We start from the raw sequence: 14,923 nt of genomic DNA, 5'->3' as shown, positions 1-14,923 counted from the left end.
GCCGGGACGCGGTGCCGCGGACCGGGAGGGGCGCGGGCCCCTCTCCGATCCGCGGCACCGTGGTCACGCTGCGCAGAAGGAGGGCAGCAGGTCCGCGGCGGTGCCGGCGGGGCACGGGTCGAACGCGAAGACGACCCAGGTGCCGAGCGCGATCAGCGCGACGACGGCGACGAGGATGCCGCCCTTGAAGGCCTTGGCCAGCAGGGGCGAGGTCGCGTAGTCGTTGACCAGCGTGCGCATGCCGTTGCCGCCGTGGATCAGCGCGAGCCACAGCATGAGGACGTCCCACCACTGCCAGAACGGGTTCGCCAGCTTGCCGCCGACGAAGCCGAAGTCGATGGCCTTGATGCCGTCGCCCAGCAGCAGGTTGTAGATGAGGTGTCCGAAGATCAGGACGATCAGCACGACGCCGGAGGCGCGCATGTAGATCCAGCCCCACTTCTCCCAGTTGGTGCCGGAGGAGCGGGTCGGGGTGTGCGGGGTCCGCGGTGCGGCGACGGTGCTCAATGCGCACCCCCCTCGCTGAAGACGTTGATCAGGTGGCGCGGCGCGAAGCCGAGCATCAGCACGACCCAGAGGCCCATGACGACCCAGAAGAGGACGCGCTGGTTGCGGGTCGCCCAGCTCCAGAAGTCGACCAGGATGATCCGCAGGCCGTTCAGCGCGTGGAACGCGATGGCGCCCACGAGCCCGGTCTCGCCGAGTCCCATGATCGGGTTCTTGTACGTCCCGATGACCGCGTTGTACGCCTCGGGGCTCACGGCGATGAGAGCGGAGTCGAGGACGTGGACGAGGAGGAAGAAGAAGATGGCGACACCGGTGATCCGGTGGAGCACCCACGACCACATGCCTTCGCGACCGCGGTACAGGGTGCCGGCCGGACGCCGGATCTTCCCCTGCTTCCGGGGTGCGAGGGTTTGAGCAGCTTGAACTGACACGAACAACCCTCCCTGGTTGTGCTCCGACGGCCTGACCTGTTCCCACGTCGCGTGGACGGGGACGGGGCGGGGAGCGACGAGAAACTCGCCCTTCGATTCTAAGCGCGCTCGCAGGCGGGCGCGGCTTAGGCGAGCCTTAGCTGCGGGGCAGGGCGAGGGCGGGCGCCCCCGCGGTCGCGTAGTGCGCGAGGAGCTCGTCGGTGAGCGCGCTCCAGGTGCGGTGGAGCACGCGGCGGCGGCCCGCCTCGCCGAGCCGGGCGCGCAGTGCGGGATCTCGGACCAGGCGCTCCACCTGCCGGCGGAGGTCGGAGTCGCTCTCAGGCGCGTAGAGCAGGCCGTCCACGCCGTGCTCGATGAGATCGGTGGGGCCGCCCGCGTGCGGCGCGACCACCGCGGTGCCGGACGCCTGCGCCTCCTGGACCGTCTGGCCGAACGTCTCCTCCGTGCCGGTGTGCACGAACACATCGAGCGCGGCGAAGACCGCCGGCAGCCGGTCGCCGTCGAGCCGGCCGAGCATCCGCGCCGCCGGGCCGAGGGCGGCGGCGACCCGGGCGGAGGAGGGGCCGTAGCCGCCCACGACCAGCTCCGCGTGCGGGAGGGAGGCGAGCGCCGCCATCCGCTCCACCCTCTTCTCGGGGGAGAGGCGCCCGATGTAGCCGACGAGCGCGTCGTCGGCGCCGAGTCCGGCACGGACGGCCTGCGCGTAGGGGGAGGAGCGGCGGCGCGGGTGGAAGCGCTCGCTCTGCACGCCGCGGCCCCACAGCGCGGTGCACTCGATGCCGGCGGCGGCGAGGTCGTCGAGGGCGCTCGTGGAGGGGGCGAGGGTCAGGTCCGCACCGGCGTGGATCTGGCGGATCACCCGCCAGGCGAGGGCGCGGGCGCCGCGGATGCCGTAGCGGGCCGCGAATCGCGCGACGTCCGTCTGGTAGATCGCGACACTCGGCACCCCGAGCCGGCCGGCCGAGGCGATGGCGCGGGCGCCGAGGAGGAAGGGCGAGGCGACGTGCACCACGTCGGGCTCGAAGTCGGCCAGCTCCCGGGTGAGGGCCAGCGTGGGGATCCCGACCGGGAAGTCGCGGTACGCGATCGCCGGGTGCTCCACGACGCGGTGGCCCGCGTAGTGGCCCGGCGCCCCCGCGGCCGGGCAGACGACGAGCGCCTCGATCCCGCGCTCCGCGAACTCGTCGAGCACCCGCAGGACGCTCGTGGTCACGCCGTTCAAGGACGGCAGGAAGCTCTCGGTGACGACCGCGACTCTCACGCCCCGGACGCTACGGCGGCGGGATGAACGGCGGCGCGCGCCCGGGTGAACGGACGGTCGCGCTCGGGCTCCCTTGTATCCTGCGGACATGACATCACCTGAGACCGATGGCCGTGCCCCGCTCGACCGCTTCTACAGCGTGATCCCCGCAGGCGGGATCGGCTCGAGGCTGTGGCCGCTCTCCCGGGCCGACGCCCCGAAGTTCCTGCACGATCTGACGGGATCGGGACAGACCCTCCTCCGCGACACCTGGGACCGCCTCGCGCCCATCTCGGGCGCCGACCGGATCATGGTCGTGACCGGCCGCGCGCACCGCGCCGCCGTCGAGGAGCAGCTCGAGAGCCTCGAGGACCTCAACGTCGTCCTCGAGAGCGAGCCGCGCGACTCCTCCGCCGCGATCGGCCTGGCCGCCGCCATCCTCGAGCGCCGCCAGCCGGGGGTGATCATCGGCTCGTTCGCCGCCGACCACGTCATCAGCGGTCAGCAGCTGTTCCACGACGCGGTCGCCGAGGCCGTCGTCGCGGCGGACGCGGGCTACATCGCGACCATCGGCATCACGCCGACCGAGCCTGCCGTGGGCTTCGGCTACATCCGCACCGGGAAGCACCTCGGGATCGACGGAGCGACGCACACGCTCGCCGTCGACTCCTTCGTCGAGAAGCCCGACGCCGACACCGCGCGCGCCTACCTCTCCAGCGGTCAGTACCTCTGGAACGCGGGCATGTTCATCGCCCGCGCCGACCGCCTCCTCGAGGAGCTCGGCCGCGCGAAGCCGAAGCTGCTCGCCGGACTGCTCGAGCTCGCCGCCGCGTGGGACACCCCGGAGCGCGGCGCGGTCGTCGACCGCATCTGGCCGGGCCTGGAGAAGATCGCGATCGACTACTCCGTCGCCGAGCCGGCCGCGGCCGCGGGCAAGCTGGCCGTCGTGCCGGGCCACTTCTCCTGGGACGACGTGGGCGACTTCGCGTCCATCGCGAAGCTGCACTCGAGCGGACTCCGCTCGGACCTCGCCATCCTCGGCGAGGACGCGCGTGTGCTCGCCGACTCCGCGACGGGCATCGTCGTCAGCGGCGGCAACCGCACCATCGCCCTCATCGGAGTGAAGGACATCGTCGTCGTGGACACCCCCGATGCGCTCCTGGTGACCACGACCGAGAACGCCCAGAAGGTCAAGGGCGTCGTCGACGCCCTGCGCCTCTCCGGCCGCACCGACGTCCTCTAGCCCTCCGTCCCACCCGTCGAAGCGCGGCCCTCCCCTCGGAGGCGCCGCGCTTCGCCGTTCCGCCCCTCGCCTCATGCGCGTGCGGCGGTCCCGATACGCCGTTCGCGCGGCCACTCGACCACCACCGGTGAGGACCTCGGCCGTCGCCCTGGGGGCTGGTGGCCGGGTCTCGATCCGCCGCTTCCGCGGCAACTCGACCACCATGGAGGAGCATCGCGTCCGTGCCCGACCGCGCGCAGCGCGGAGCTCCTCCGAACGCCTTCGACGTCCGGCAGCAGGGGAGAGGGCCGCGAGCCGGAATCGCGTGCCAAGCGATTCAGGCCAGCCCGACTCGACTCGCTCTGCGGAACGCACCCGTCGCGAAGCCGACCGCGCCGAGCCGCTCCGCGGCTCGGAATCGAGCACAGCCGACCGCGCCGAGCCGCCCCTCGGCTCGGAATCGAGCACAGCCGCCCGCCCCGCGACACGCTCCGCATGTCGCGAAGATCAACACTGTGTAACTCTTCCTGACCACCACCGTCCGGGCGGCTGAGCGGCTTGTCACATTGGGTAACGTGTGGGGATCGACGCCCTGCTGCGCTCGTCGCGCGGGGCCGCATTCCTGGAGGACGACATCTTGACTATCACCTCGCGTAAGGCCGCGTTCGGCGGTCTCGCCGCCCTCGGCGTCACCGCGCTTCTCGCCGGTTGCGCCTCCGCCCCCGAGGAGAGCGGCTCCAGCGCCGCCGCCGGTGGCGACTTCCTGCCCTGCATGGTCTCCGACGCGGGCGGGTTCGACGACAAGTCGTTCAACGAGCTCGGCTACAACGGCCTCGTGAAGGCCTCGGAGGACCTCGGCGTCACGCCGAAGACCGTCACCTCGGAGTCCGAGACGGACTACGCCCCGAACCTGACCAGCCTCGTCGACCAGGGCTGCAACCTGATCATCACCGTCGGCTTCGCGCTGGCCGAGGCCACGTCGGCCGCGGCCGAGGCGAACACGGACATCGACTTCGCGATCATCGACGACGCGTCGATCGACCTGCCGAACGTCAAGCCGATCACCTTCGACACCTCGCAGGCGGCGTTCCTCGCCGGCTACACGGCCGCGTCGTACTCCAAGACCGGCGTCGTCGGCACCTACGGCGGCCAGCAGTTCCCGACCGTCACGATCTTCATGGACGGCTACGCCGACGGCGTGAAGTACTACAACGAGCAGAAGGGGAAGGACGTCAAGGTCGTCGGCTGGGACGTCGACGCGCAGACCGGCTCCTTCACCGGCGGCTTCGCGGCGGGCGTCGAGGCCAAGTCGGCCGCGCAGTCGCTGATCGACCAGAACGCGGACGTCATCCTCCCCGTCGGCGGTCCGATCTTCCAGTCGGCGATCGAGGCGATCCGCGACTCCGGCAAGGACATCGCGATGGTCGGCGTGGACGCGGACCTGTACGAGACCTACCCCGACGGCGCCGACCTGTACCTGACCTCGATCCTCAAGGGCATCGAGGCCGGCACGACCGACGTCACCAGCTCCGCCGGAGCCGACGACTTCGACCCCACTCCCTTCGTGGGCACCCTCGAGAACGACGGAGTCGGCATCGCGCCGTTCCACGACTTCGAGTCGAAGGTCTCGGGCGACCTGCAGGGCGAGCTCGACACCATCAAGGCGGGCATCATCGACGGCTCCATCACCGTCACCTCTCCGTCCGCTCCCGCGGCGTCCTAGCCGCTTCCTCGAAGAGGCCGGCGGGCCCGAGCACACCTCGGGCCCGCCGGCCTCTTCGTCGGTCCGGCGGGCGGATCGGCTCCGCTGCGGCCATCGATCCCGGCCGACGGCGCATCGTGGCGCGAACCGAAAGTTAGATTGGTCCCATGAAGCTCGAACTGCGTGGCATCACGAAGCGCTTCGGCGCGCTCGTGGCCAACGACCACATCGATCTCACCGTCGAACCCGGTGAGATCCACTGCCTCCTCGGCGAGAACGGCGCGGGCAAGTCGACGCTCATGAACGTGCTCTACGGCCTGTACCAGGCCGAGGAGGGGGAGATCCTGCTGGACGACGCGGTCCAGCACTTCTCCGGTCCGGGTGACGCCATGAAGGCGGGCATCGGGATGGTCCACCAGCACTTCATGCTCGTCCCCGTGTTCACCGTCGCCGAGAACGTCATGCTGGGCCACGAGGAGACGAAGGCCGGCGGGCGCCTGGACCTCGCTGCCGCGCGCGCCCGGGTGCGCGAGATCTCGGACCGCTTCGGCTTCGACGTGGATCCCGACGCCCTGGTCGAGGACCTCCCCGTCGGCGTGCAGCAGCGGGTCGAGATCATCAAGGCGCTCTCCCGCGACGCCCGGGTGCTCGTGTTCGACGAGCCGACCGCGGTGCTGACCCCGCAGGAGACCGACGAGCTGATCGCGATCATGCGCCAGCTGCGTGCGGCCGGGACCGCCATCGTCTTCATCACGCACAAGCTCCGCGAGGTGCGCGAGGTCGGGGACCGCATCACGGTCATCCGCCTCGGCAGAGTCGTGGGGGAGGCGTCGCCGACGGCGAGCAACGCCGAGCTCGCCTCGCTGATGGTGGGCCGCGCCGTCGAGCTGACGGTGCAGAAGGAGCAGGCGGTGCCGGGCGACGAGGCCCTCGTCGTCTCGAACCTCACCGTGCGCGACGCCAACGGCCAGGCCGTCGTCGACGACGTCTCCTTCGAGGTCCGCCGCGGCGAGATCCTCGCGATCGCGGGCGTGCAGGGCAACGGCCAGACCGAGCTCACCGAGGCGATCATGGGCCTGCAGGAGCGGGTCGAGGGCTCGGTGACCCTGGACGGGCGCCGCCTCGACGGGCTATCCGTGCGCCGCGTCCTCGAGTCGGGGGTCGGCTTCGTCCCCGAGGACCGCACCGAGGACGGTCTGGTCGCCGAGTTCACGATCGCCGAGAACCTCATGCTCGACCGCAGCGACCGCGGTCCGTTCGTGAAGGGACTGGGCCTGCGGCTGAAGGAGCTCGAGCGCTTCGCCGAGGAGCGGGTGCGCGAGTTCGACGTGCGCGCCCAGGGGATCGGCACCCACGTCGGCCGCCTCTCCGGAGGCAACCAGCAGAAGGTGGTGCTCGCGCGCGAGCTCAGCCGGGAGCTGCGGCTGTTCATCGCGGCGCAGCCCACCCGCGGCATCGACGTCGGCTCCATCGAGTTCGTCCACAAGCGCATCGTCGAGACGCGCGACACCGGGGTCCCCGTGATCGTGGTGTCGACGGAGCTCGACGAGGTCGCGGCGCTCGCCGACCGCATCGCGGTCATGTACAAGGGCGGGATCATCGGCATCGTCCCCGCCGACACGCCCCGCGAGGTCCTGGGGCTCATGATGGCCGGGCAGGCGCCCGCCGAGAAGGGAGCGGCGGCGTGAGCGACGCGCAACTGCCCGCGGTCGATCCCGACGCGGAGACCGAGAAGGCGTCCGGGCTCGAGCCCGGCCAGAAGCCGGATCAGGAGGTGCGCTCCGGCCCGCTCGAGAGCGGCGCCTCCCGCGTCCTGCGCGAGATCCTCTCCGGCACCGCGCTGATGTCGGTGCTCGCCGTGCTCCTCTCCCTCATCGCGGGCGGCGTGCTGATCGCCGCGACCGACAAGGACGTCCAGGCGGCGTCGGGCTACTTCTTCGCCCGGCCGCTCGACACCCTGCAGGCGATCTGGCAGTCCGTCTCCGGTGCCTACTCCTCGCTCTTCCAGGGCTCGGTCTACAACTTCCGCCGCGAGGGCTTCGCCAACGGCATCAAGCCGCTGACGGACACCCTGGCCTTCGCGACTCCGCTGATCGCCGGCGGGCTCGGAGTGGCGCTGGCCTTCCGCGTCGGCCTGTTCAACATCGGCGGCCGCGGCCAGATGCTGATCGCCGCCGCCTGCGCGGGCTGGGTCGGCTTCTCCTTCGACCTCCCGTGGGGCGTGCACCTGATCGTCGCGCTCGCCGCCGGAATCCTGGGCGGCGCGCTCTGGGGCGGACTCGTGGGACTGCTCAAGGCCCGCACCGGCGCGCACGAGGTGATCCTCACGATCATGCTCAACTACGTCGCGTTCTACCTGATCTCCTACCTCCTGCGGACGCCCGGCGCGCTGCAGGCGCCCGGCTCGAACAACCCGAAGTCGCCCGGGATGAAGGAGACCGCCGTCTTCCCGGCGCTCCTCGGCCCCGGCTACTCGCTCACGCTCGGCTTCGTCTTCGCGGTCCTCGCGACCGTGTTCGTCTGGTGGCTCCTGAACCGCTCGACGATCGGCTTCAAGTTCCGCGCGGTGGGGGAGAACCCGCACGCGGCGCGGGTCGCGGGCATCGACGTGAAGAACAGCTACGTGTACGCGATGCTGCTCTCCGGCGGCCTGCTCGGCCTCGCCGGCAGCGCCCAGGTGATGGGGACGGTCACGACCGGCTTCACCTCGGGGATCGACGCGGGCATCGGCTTCGACGCGATCACGGTCGCGCTGCTGGGCCGCTCCCGACCCTGGGGCGTGTTCTTCGCCGGCATCCTCTTCGGCGCCTTCAAGGCGGGCGGCTACTCGATGCAGGCCGCCGAGGGCGTGCCGATCGACGTGGTCCTCGTCGTGCAGTCGCTGATCGTCCTCTTCATCGCCGCACCGCCGCTGGTGCGCGCGATCTTCCGCCTCCCGACGCCCGGGGCCGCCCCGAAGCGCCGCACCCGCCGCACCTCGGAGGTGTCCGCATGAGCACCGCCGTCGCCACCGCCCCCGACCGCGTCGTGATCCGCAGCTGGAAGGCGCCGATCGCGTTCGGCGTCTTCGCGCTGCTCGCCGTCGTCCTCTTCGTGGCCCTCGGCCGCGACGGGACGAGCTCGTTCCGCCTCGCCGCGGGGACCGACTTCTTCGCGCTGCCGGACATCCCGTTCCCGACGCGGGGGACGGGCGTGGTCGTCGCGATCCTCCTGGTCGCCCTGGCCGTCGCGTCGGCCGCGCTCACCCGCGCCGGCCGCCGGATCCCGCTCTGGCTCTCGGCGGTCTTCGCCCTGGTCTTCCTGATCGGGTTCCTCGTCTGGGCGTCGGCCGGTGCCGCGCTGCCCGTCTCGGGGCTGCTGCTCGGGACCGTCGGGCTCGCCACTCCGCTGATCTTCGGCTCGCTCGGCGGCGTCATCTCCGAGCGGGTCGGAGTCGTCAACGTCGCGATCGAGGGTCAGCTGCTCGCCGGCGCCTTCACCGCGGCGATGGTCGGCTCCCTCACCCGCCAGCCGGTGCTCGGCCTGCTCGCGGCGATGGTGGCGAGCGTCCTGGTGTCGTTCGTGCTGGCCGCCTTCGCGATCAAGTACCTGGTCGACCAGGTGATCGTCGGAGTCGTGCTGAACGTGCTGGTGACCGGCCTGACGAGCTTCCTCTACTCCCAGGTCCTCTCCGCCGACGCGTCGACGTTCAACTCGCCGGTGAAGTTCGACCGCCTCCCGATCCCGGTGCTCAGCCAGGTGCCGATCGTGGGCGCCGTCCTGTTCAACCAGACGGTGATCGTCTACCTGATGTACTTCGCGATCTTCGCGGTGTGGTGGGGCCTGTTCAAGACCAAGTGGGGCCTCCGCCTGCGCGCCGTGGGCGAGCACCCGCAGGCCGCGGACACCGTGGGCATCGATGTCGCCCGCACGCGCTTCTGGAACGTCTCCCTCGCCGGTGCGATCGCCGGAGTCGGCGGCGCGTACTACACGCTCGACGCGGTCGGCGCGTTCGGCAAGGAGATGACCGCGGGCGCGGGCTTCATCGCCCTGGCCGCCGTCATCTTCGGCCGCTGGGACCCGATCAAGGCGACGCTCGCGTCGCTCCTGTTCGGCTTCGCGACCAACCTGCAGAACGTGCTCGGCGTCATCGGCTCGCCCGTGCCCAGCGAGTTCATGCTGATGCTGCCGTACGTCGTGACGATCTTCGCGGTGGCCGGTCTCGTCGGCCAGTCCCGCGGACCGGCCGCAGCCGGCAAGCCGTACCTGAAGTCCTGAGAGGAGCCGTCGTGACCGACATCGACTGGGAGGCGCTGCGCGAGGCCGCCCTGGAGGCCATGAGCCACGCCTACGTCCCGTACTCGAAGTTCCCCGTCGGGGTCGCCGCGCTCGTGGACGACGGCCGGACGATCTCGGGCTGCAACGTCGAGAACGCCTCCTACGGGCTCACGCTCTGCGCCGAGTGCGCGCTGGTGTCCTCTCTGCACATGACGGGCGGCGGCCGGCTCGTCGCCTTCACCTGCGTCGACGGGAAGGGCGGCGTCCTGATGCCCTGCGGGCGCTGCCGCCAGCTGCTCTTCGAGCACTCGGCCGAGGGCATGCTCCTCCAGACCGTGTCGGGCGTGAAGACGATCGACGAGGTCATCCCCGACGCCTTCGGCCCGCGCACCCTCGAGGCCTACGCCGCCTCCTAGCGCCGCCGTCACCGCTCCCACTCCCGAACCGAGGACTCCGCATGACCCGCACCACCCCCGTCGAGGACTTCGACGCCGTCGACATCATCCGCGCCAAGCGCGACCGCGGCACGCTCTCGACCGCGCAGATCGACTGGCTGATCGACGCCTACACCCGCGGCTACGTCGCCGACGAGCAGATGGCGGCCTTCGCGATGGCGGTCCTGCTGAACGGGATGGAGCGCGACGAGATCCGCGACCTCACCCTGGCCATGATCGCCAGCGGCGAGCGCATGCGCTTCGACGGACTCGGCAAGCGCACGGTCGACAAGCACTCCACGGGCGGGGTCGGCGACAAGATCACGCTGCCGCTGATGCCGCTGGTCGCCTCCTTCGGCGTGGCGGTGCCCCAGCTCTCGGGACGCGGGCTCGGCCACACGGGCGGAACGCTCGACAAGCTGGAGTCGATCCCGGGCTGGCGGGCCGACCTCGGCAACGAGGAGATGCTGGAGCAGCTGCGGACGGTCGGCGGCGTGATCTGCGCCGCGGGCTCGGGTCTGGCCCCCGCCGACAAGAAGCTCTACGCGCTCCGGGACATCACCGGGACCGTCGAGGCGATCCCGCTGATCGCGTCCTCGATCATGTCGAAGAAGATCGCCGAGGGGACCGACGCCCTGGTGCTCGACGTGAAGTTCGGCTCCGGCGCGTTCATGGTCGACATCGAGCGCTCGCGGGAGCTGGCGCGGGCGATGGTCGACCTCGGCAACGACGCGGGGGTGCGGACCACCGCGCTGCTGACCAACATGAACGTGCCGCTCGGTCTGGCCATCGGCAACGCGAACGAGGTGCGGGAGTCGGTCGAGGTGCTCGCCGGCGGCGGCCCCTCGGACGTCCGGGAGCTGACGCTGGCCCTGGCCCGCGAGATGCTGGCTCTCGCCGGGCAGCCGGACGCGGACGTCGAGCGCGCCCTCGACGGCGGCGCGGCGATGGACACCTGGCGCGCGGTCATCCGCGCTCAGGGAGGGGATCCGGATGCGGCGCTCCCCGAGGCCCGCGAGACCCACGTCGTGGTCGCCGAGCGCGACGGCGTCCTGGTGGAGCAGCAGGCGCTGCCGTTCGGCATCGCCGCCTGGCGCCTGGGCGCCGGACGCGCGCGCCAGTCCGACGCGGTGCAGCACGCGGCGGGGATCGACCTGCACGCGAAGCCGGGCGACCGAGTCCGCGCGGGCCAGCCCCTGATCACCCTCTCGGCAGACGAGCCGGAGCGCTTCGCCCGGGCGCTCGAGGCGCTCGACGGTGCCTTCCGGATCGGCGACGACGGCGACGAGGTGCTCGACGTCGGCCCCCTCGTGGCGGAGCGCGTCTCCTAGCCCCGCGCCGCCCAGCACGGAGGAGGCGCCGCCCGGCGAGCCGCTCCCGCCGACCCTCTAGGGTGGTCGGCGAACCACCGCCGACCCGCGAGGAGCACCGTGACCGATCAGACCGAGGAGTACCTCCTCCCGGGCGAGGGCGTCCTCATCGACGAGCTCCCCAAGGTGTCGCTGCACGACCACCTCGACGGAGGGCTGCGGCCCGGGACGGTCCTCGAGATCGCCCGCGAGACGGGCGTGCCGCTCCCGGCCGAGGAGCCGCATGCCCTCGCCGAGTGGTTCCGCGCCACGGCCGACTCCGGCTCCCTCACCGACTACATCGCCACCTTCGAGACGACGGTCGCCGTGATGCAGACCGCGCCGGCGCTCGAGCGCGTGGCCCGCGAGTTCGTGCTCGACCTCGCCGCCGACGGAGTCGTGCACGGCGAGGTGCGCTGGGCGCCGGAGCAGCACCAGCGCGCCGGGCTCTCGCTCGACGCGGCTGTCGAGGCGGTCCAGGAGGGACTGCAGCAGGGCGTGCAGGAGGCGGCGGCGCAGGGACACCGCATCCGCGTCGGCCAGCTGATCACCGCGATGCGGCACGCCGACCGCTCGCTCGAGGTCGCCGAGCTGGCGCTGCGCCACCGCGAGCGCGGTGCGATCGGCTTCGACATCGCCGGAGCCGAGGCGGGCTTCCCCGCCTCGCGGCACCGTCCCGCCTTCGAGCTGCTCGCGGCGGCTCACTTCCCGACCACGGTCCACGCGGGGGAGGCGGACGGCCTCGACAGCATCCGCTCGGCCCTGCTCGACGGCCGCGCGCTGCGACTGGGCCACGGCGTCCGGATCGCGGAGGACATCCGCATCGAGCGCCAGGACGACGACGCGAGCTACGTGACCCTCGGCGAGCTCTCGGAGTGGGTGAAGGACCGCGAGATCGCCCTCGAGCTCAGCCCCTCCTCCAACCTGCAGACCGGCGCCGTCGCGGCGTGGGGTGCCGAGCTCGCCGACCACCCCTTCGACCTGCTCTACCAGCTGGGCTTCCGCGTCACGGTGAACACCGACAACCGCCTGATGAGCGCGACGACCCTCAGCCGCGAGCTCGCCCTCCTGTCCGACGCGTTCGGGTACGACCTCGACGACTTCGAGGCCTTCCAGCTGAACGCGGCCCACGCCGCCTTCCTGCCGCTCGACGAGCGCCGCGAGCTCGTCGAGACGATCAGCGCCGGCTTCGAGGCGGCCTGACGGTGCCGCTCGACGCGCTCCCCGAGGAGGCGGTGGCCCTCCGCCACTCCGCCGGATCGTGGCGGGAGGCCGTCCTCGAGGCGGGCCGTGCGCTCGAGCGGACCGGCGCGGTCGACGCCGCCTACTCCCGGCGCATGGTCGAGCAGGTCGACGTGCTCGGGCCGTACATCGTCATCGCGCCCGGGCTCGCCCTCGCGCACGCCCGGCCCGGCAACGACGTCCTCGCGGACGGCCTCTCCGTCGTCACGCTGGCCGAGCCCGTCGCCTTCGGGCACAGCACCAACGATCCGGTCTCGGTCGTCATCGGGATCGCCGCCACCCAGGCGCACGGGCACGTCGGTTTCGTCTCCGGGCTCGCCGACGTGCTCAGCCGTCCGGACGCGGTCGGTGCACTCGCCGCCGCCCGCACCCTCCGCAGCATCAACGCCGTCCTCACCGACAGCACCCCGCACCACCCGCACCACGGAAGAAGCGCATGAAGATCGTCACCCTCTGCGGCGCCGGAATCGGCACCTCCGCCATCCTCAAGCTCGGCGCCGAGCGCGCCCTCGAGACCCTCGACCTCGAGGCCGAGGTGATCGCCTCCGACCTGGCCTCCGTCGACGCGCTCGCCGCCGACGCGCAGGTCATCCTCACCTCCGGCGAGCTCGTCGACCGCATCGGCCGCACCTTCGCCGAGGTCGTCGTCATCGACAACTACCTCGACCAGAACGAGATCACGGAGAAGATCGAGCGAGCGCTGGGCTGAGTCCGTTTCTGAGCCGCTCCCTGCGCGGCTCAGCGCGGTCGGCCTCCCGACGGGGCGCGTTCCGCAGAGCGGGTGGCGTCGGGCTGCCTCGAATCGCTGGCACGCGATTCTCGGACGCGCCCTCCACCTTGCGGGGAGAGGGCGCCCCTGCCCCTGCTGGTCGAGTGGCCGCGGAGCGGCGTGCCGAGAGCCGGGTTCCCGCGCGGACGGCTGCTCGGACCTCGGGTGGTCAGCGGGCGGCGAGCTGAGCGAGGACGGTGCGGATCAGGCGGCGGGCGCGGGCGGCGAAGGCGGTCCACACGATCGCGTCGGGGACGTCCTCGTCCGCGACGCACGCGATCTCGTCGCAGAAGACGCGCAGCCGCACCTCGGCCGAGGGTTCGGCCTCCAGGCGGCTCCGCATCCGCTCGCGGAAGCGCTCCTCGACCCGGGCCATCGCGCCGGCCAGCAGCGCCTGCTTCGTCGGGAAGTGGTGCTGGACGGCCCCCACTGAGACGCCGGCCTCGGCCGCGACGGTACGGATGCTGAGGTGCTCCGCCCCGCGGGTCGAGAGGACGGCGACGACCGCCGAGAGGATGTCGCTCCTGCTCTCGCGCCGATCCGGCATGGCGTCCCTCTCGTTCGACTGCTCGAGCAGGCTACGCTCTCGGACATGACCAATACGACCGTATTGCCGCCCCGTGCCGGAGCCGGCCGCCGCATCGCGACCTTGGACGTCGTCCGCGGTGTCGCGATCATCGGGACCCTCGGCACGAACATCTGGATCTTCTCCCACCCCTGGGGGATGCTCGGACTGCTCTCCGTCCCGGTGACGCCGGAGACCTCCTCCTCCGCCGGGACTGCGCAGCTCCTGCTGATGGCGCTGGCGCAGGGCAAGTTCCTCGCCCTCCTCTCCCTCGCCTTCGGGGTGGGCCTCGCGATCCAGCACGCGTCCGCGGTCCGGCGCGGGACGCGCTGGCCGGGCCGCTACCCCTGGCGCGCGACGCTCCTCCTCCTGGACGGCGCGGTCAACTACGTGCTGATCGCGGAGTTCGACGTCCTCATGGGATACGCCGTCACCGGAGCGGTCGTCGCCTGGCTGCTGCTCACCCGGCCGACGACGCAGCGCCGCGTGATCCTCGTCTGCGGCGCTCTGCACGTCGTCCTGATCTCGGCGCTCGTGGCGCTCGTGGCGGCGAGCCCGGACGGTGCCGGACAGGGGCCGACCGGCCGGAGCCCCTACGCGGACGCGTCGTTCCTCGGCCTCGCCCTCTTCCGGCTGCAGAACGCGGGCGTCTTCCGTGCGGAGCCGGTGCTCATCGGGCTCCTCAGCCTCGCGATGTTCCTCCTCGGCGCGCGCCTCCATCGGGCGGGGGTCCTCGCCGCCGAGGGCGCGTCACTCCGCCGTCGCCTGATGGTCCTCGGCGCCCTCGCCCTCCCCGTCGACCTCGCGCTGGGCATCGGGGGGAGCGCCGCCGGTCTGCTCGCCGAGCGCTACCTCGTCGCGCCCCTGGTCGGGCTCGGCCTGCTCGCGGCCCTCGCCGAGGCCTGCCTCCGTCGGGGCGCCGAGGGCTGGGCGGCACGCCGGGCGCAGGAGGTCGGCCGGGTCGCCCTGAGCGCCTACCTCCTGCAGAACCTGCTCGGCGGCGCCCTCTTCTACGGCTGGGGACTCGGGCTGGCGGTGACCGCCGCGCAGTGGCGCGTCCCGGTGACTGTCGGAGCGCTCCTGCTCATCGCGGCGGTCGTCGTGCTCGCGGCGCACCTGTGGCTGCGCCGGTTCGAGCTCGGTCCGGTGGAGTGGCTCTGGAAGCGAGGCGAGCGGATCGGTGTCCGCGCGCCCCGCTGACCGGA

15 protein-coding genes are annotated in these 14,923 nt (G+C 72.0%); 11 read left to right on the top strand and 4 right to left on the bottom strand.

Going from position 1 to position 14,923, the window contains the following annotated elements; all coding sequences use genetic code 11:
* Nucleotides 1-63 precede the first annotated feature (63 nt).
* The 3 genes from C5C55_RS02905 to C5C55_RS02895 form a co-directional block, all read right to left on the bottom strand.
* Nucleotides 64-507 carry a succinate dehydrogenase hydrophobic membrane anchor subunit gene (locus C5C55_RS02905; protein WP_104223187.1) on the bottom strand — a complete coding sequence of 148 codons (444 nt, stop codon included), beginning with the start codon at nt 505-507 and terminating at the stop codon, nt 64-66.
* Nucleotides 504-938, bottom strand: coding sequence for a succinate dehydrogenase, cytochrome b556 subunit (gene sdhC / locus C5C55_RS02900; RefSeq protein WP_374952907.1), 435 nt, complete (start codon nt 936-938; stop codon nt 504-506). Before sdhC ends, C5C55_RS02905 begins: the two co-directional genes overlap by 4 nt.
* 136 nt (nt 939-1,074) lie before the next feature.
* The gene (locus C5C55_RS02895; RefSeq protein ID WP_181067743.1) at nt 1,075-2,199 is read right to left on the bottom strand and encodes a glycosyltransferase family 1 protein; all 1,125 of its coding nucleotides are present in this window, start codon (nt 2,197-2,199) and stop codon (nt 1,075-1,077) included.
* 88 nt (nt 2,200-2,287) lie between these two features.
* Here C5C55_RS02895 and C5C55_RS02890 point away from each other — a divergent pair, with 88 nt between their 5' ends.
* The 10 genes from C5C55_RS02890 (at nt 2,288) to C5C55_RS02845 (ending at nt 13,093) form a co-directional block, all read left to right on the top strand.
* Complete coding sequence (locus C5C55_RS02890; RefSeq protein ID WP_104223184.1) at nt 2,288-3,421, top strand: mannose-1-phosphate guanylyltransferase; 1,134 nt, start codon at nt 2,288-2,290, stop codon at nt 3,419-3,421.
* 616 nt (nt 3,422-4,037) lie between these two features.
* The gene (locus tag C5C55_RS02885; RefSeq protein WP_104232890.1) at nt 4,038-5,123 is read left to right on the top strand and encodes a BMP family protein; all 1,086 of its coding nucleotides are present in this window, start codon (nt 4,038-4,040) and stop codon (nt 5,121-5,123) included.
* Nucleotides 5,124-5,269: 146 nt separating this feature from the next.
* Nucleotides 5,270-6,790: an ABC transporter ATP-binding protein gene (locus tag C5C55_RS02880; protein ID WP_104226419.1), complete on the top strand. Its 1,521-nt coding sequence runs from the start codon at nt 5,270-5,272 to the stop codon at nt 6,788-6,790.
* Nucleotides 6,787-8,097, top strand: a complete 1,311-nt coding sequence (locus C5C55_RS02875; RefSeq protein WP_219812170.1) for an ABC transporter permease — start codon at nt 6,787-6,789, stop codon at nt 8,095-8,097. The genes C5C55_RS02880 and C5C55_RS02875 overlap by 4 nt, the downstream gene beginning before the upstream one ends.
* A complete protein-coding gene (locus C5C55_RS02870; RefSeq protein WP_104232837.1) occupies nt 8,094-9,359 on the top strand; it encodes an ABC transporter permease in 1,266 nt (421 codons plus the stop codon). The genes C5C55_RS02875 and C5C55_RS02870 overlap by 4 nt, the downstream gene beginning before the upstream one ends.
* A gap of 11 nt (nt 9,360-9,370) precedes the next feature.
* Complete coding sequence (locus C5C55_RS02865; protein ID WP_104223180.1) at nt 9,371-9,775, top strand: cytidine deaminase; 405 nt, start codon at nt 9,371-9,373, stop codon at nt 9,773-9,775.
* A 41-nt stretch (nt 9,776-9,816) separates the two neighbouring features.
* Entirely contained in the window at nt 9,817-11,124 is a 1,308-nt protein-coding gene (locus C5C55_RS02860) for a thymidine phosphorylase (RefSeq protein ID WP_104232836.1), read from the top strand.
* A gap of 99 nt (nt 11,125-11,223) precedes the next feature.
* Nucleotides 11,224-12,345 (top strand): adenosine deaminase, encoded by a 1,122-nt coding sequence (locus C5C55_RS02855; protein WP_104232835.1) that lies wholly within the window; start codon nt 11,224-11,226, stop codon nt 12,343-12,345.
* Between the two features lie 2 nt (nt 12,346-12,347).
* The gene (locus C5C55_RS02850; protein WP_104223177.1) at nt 12,348-12,824 is read left to right on the top strand and encodes a PTS sugar transporter subunit IIA; all 477 of its coding nucleotides are present in this window, start codon (nt 12,348-12,350) and stop codon (nt 12,822-12,824) included.
* Nucleotides 12,821-13,093 carry a PTS sugar transporter subunit IIB gene (locus tag C5C55_RS02845; protein WP_104226416.1) on the top strand — a complete coding sequence of 91 codons (273 nt, stop codon included), beginning with the start codon at nt 12,821-12,823 and terminating at the stop codon, nt 13,091-13,093. Before C5C55_RS02850 ends, C5C55_RS02845 begins: the two co-directional genes overlap by 4 nt.
* A gap of 229 nt (nt 13,094-13,322) precedes the next feature.
* Here C5C55_RS02845 and C5C55_RS02840 read toward each other — a convergent pair whose 3' ends face one another.
* The gene (locus C5C55_RS02840) at nt 13,323-13,700 is read right to left on the bottom strand and encodes a TetR/AcrR family transcriptional regulator (RefSeq protein WP_104232834.1); all 378 of its coding nucleotides are present in this window, start codon (nt 13,698-13,700) and stop codon (nt 13,323-13,325) included.
* A gap of 45 nt (nt 13,701-13,745) precedes the next feature.
* On the opposite strand from C5C55_RS02840, the gene C5C55_RS02835 reads away from it, so the two are divergent.
* Nucleotides 13,746-14,918 (top strand): DUF418 domain-containing protein, encoded by a 1,173-nt coding sequence (locus tag C5C55_RS02835; RefSeq protein WP_104232833.1) that lies wholly within the window; start codon nt 13,746-13,748, stop codon nt 14,916-14,918.
* The last annotated feature ends 5 nt before the right edge of the window (nt 14,919-14,923 follow it).

This window comes from Rathayibacter sp. AY1C2, assembly GCF_002931195.1.
GTDB lineage: Bacteria > Actinomycetota > Actinomycetes > Actinomycetales > Microbacteriaceae > Rathayibacter.
This window is presented reverse-complemented; position numbering and strand designations above follow the sequence as displayed.

Bases quoted from the DNA above. Each gene is read 5' to 3' on its own strand.
- C5C55_RS02890 (WP_104223184.1), top strand. From the start codon at position 2,288: ATGACATCACCTGAGACCGATGGCCGTGCCCCGCTCGACCGCTTCTAC.
- C5C55_RS02880 (WP_104226419.1), top strand. From the start codon at position 5,270: ATGAAGCTCGAACTGCGTGGCATCACGAAGCGCTTCGGCGCGCTCGTG.
- C5C55_RS02870 (WP_104232837.1), top strand. From the start codon at position 8,094: ATGAGCACCGCCGTCGCCACCGCCCCCGACCGCGTCGTGATCCGCAGC.
- C5C55_RS02860 (WP_104232836.1), top strand. From the start codon at position 9,817: ATGACCCGCACCACCCCCGTCGAGGACTTCGACGCCGTCGACATCATC.
- C5C55_RS02845 (WP_104226416.1), top strand. From the start codon at position 12,821: ATGAAGATCGTCACCCTCTGCGGCGCCGGAATCGGCACCTCCGCCATC.
- C5C55_RS02840 (WP_104232834.1), bottom strand. From the start codon at position 13,700: ATGCCGGATCGGCGCGAGAGCAGGAGCGACATCCTCTCGGCGGTCGTC.
- C5C55_RS02835 (WP_104232833.1), top strand. From the start codon at position 13,746: ATGACCAATACGACCGTATTGCCGCCCCGTGCCGGAGCCGGCCGCCGC.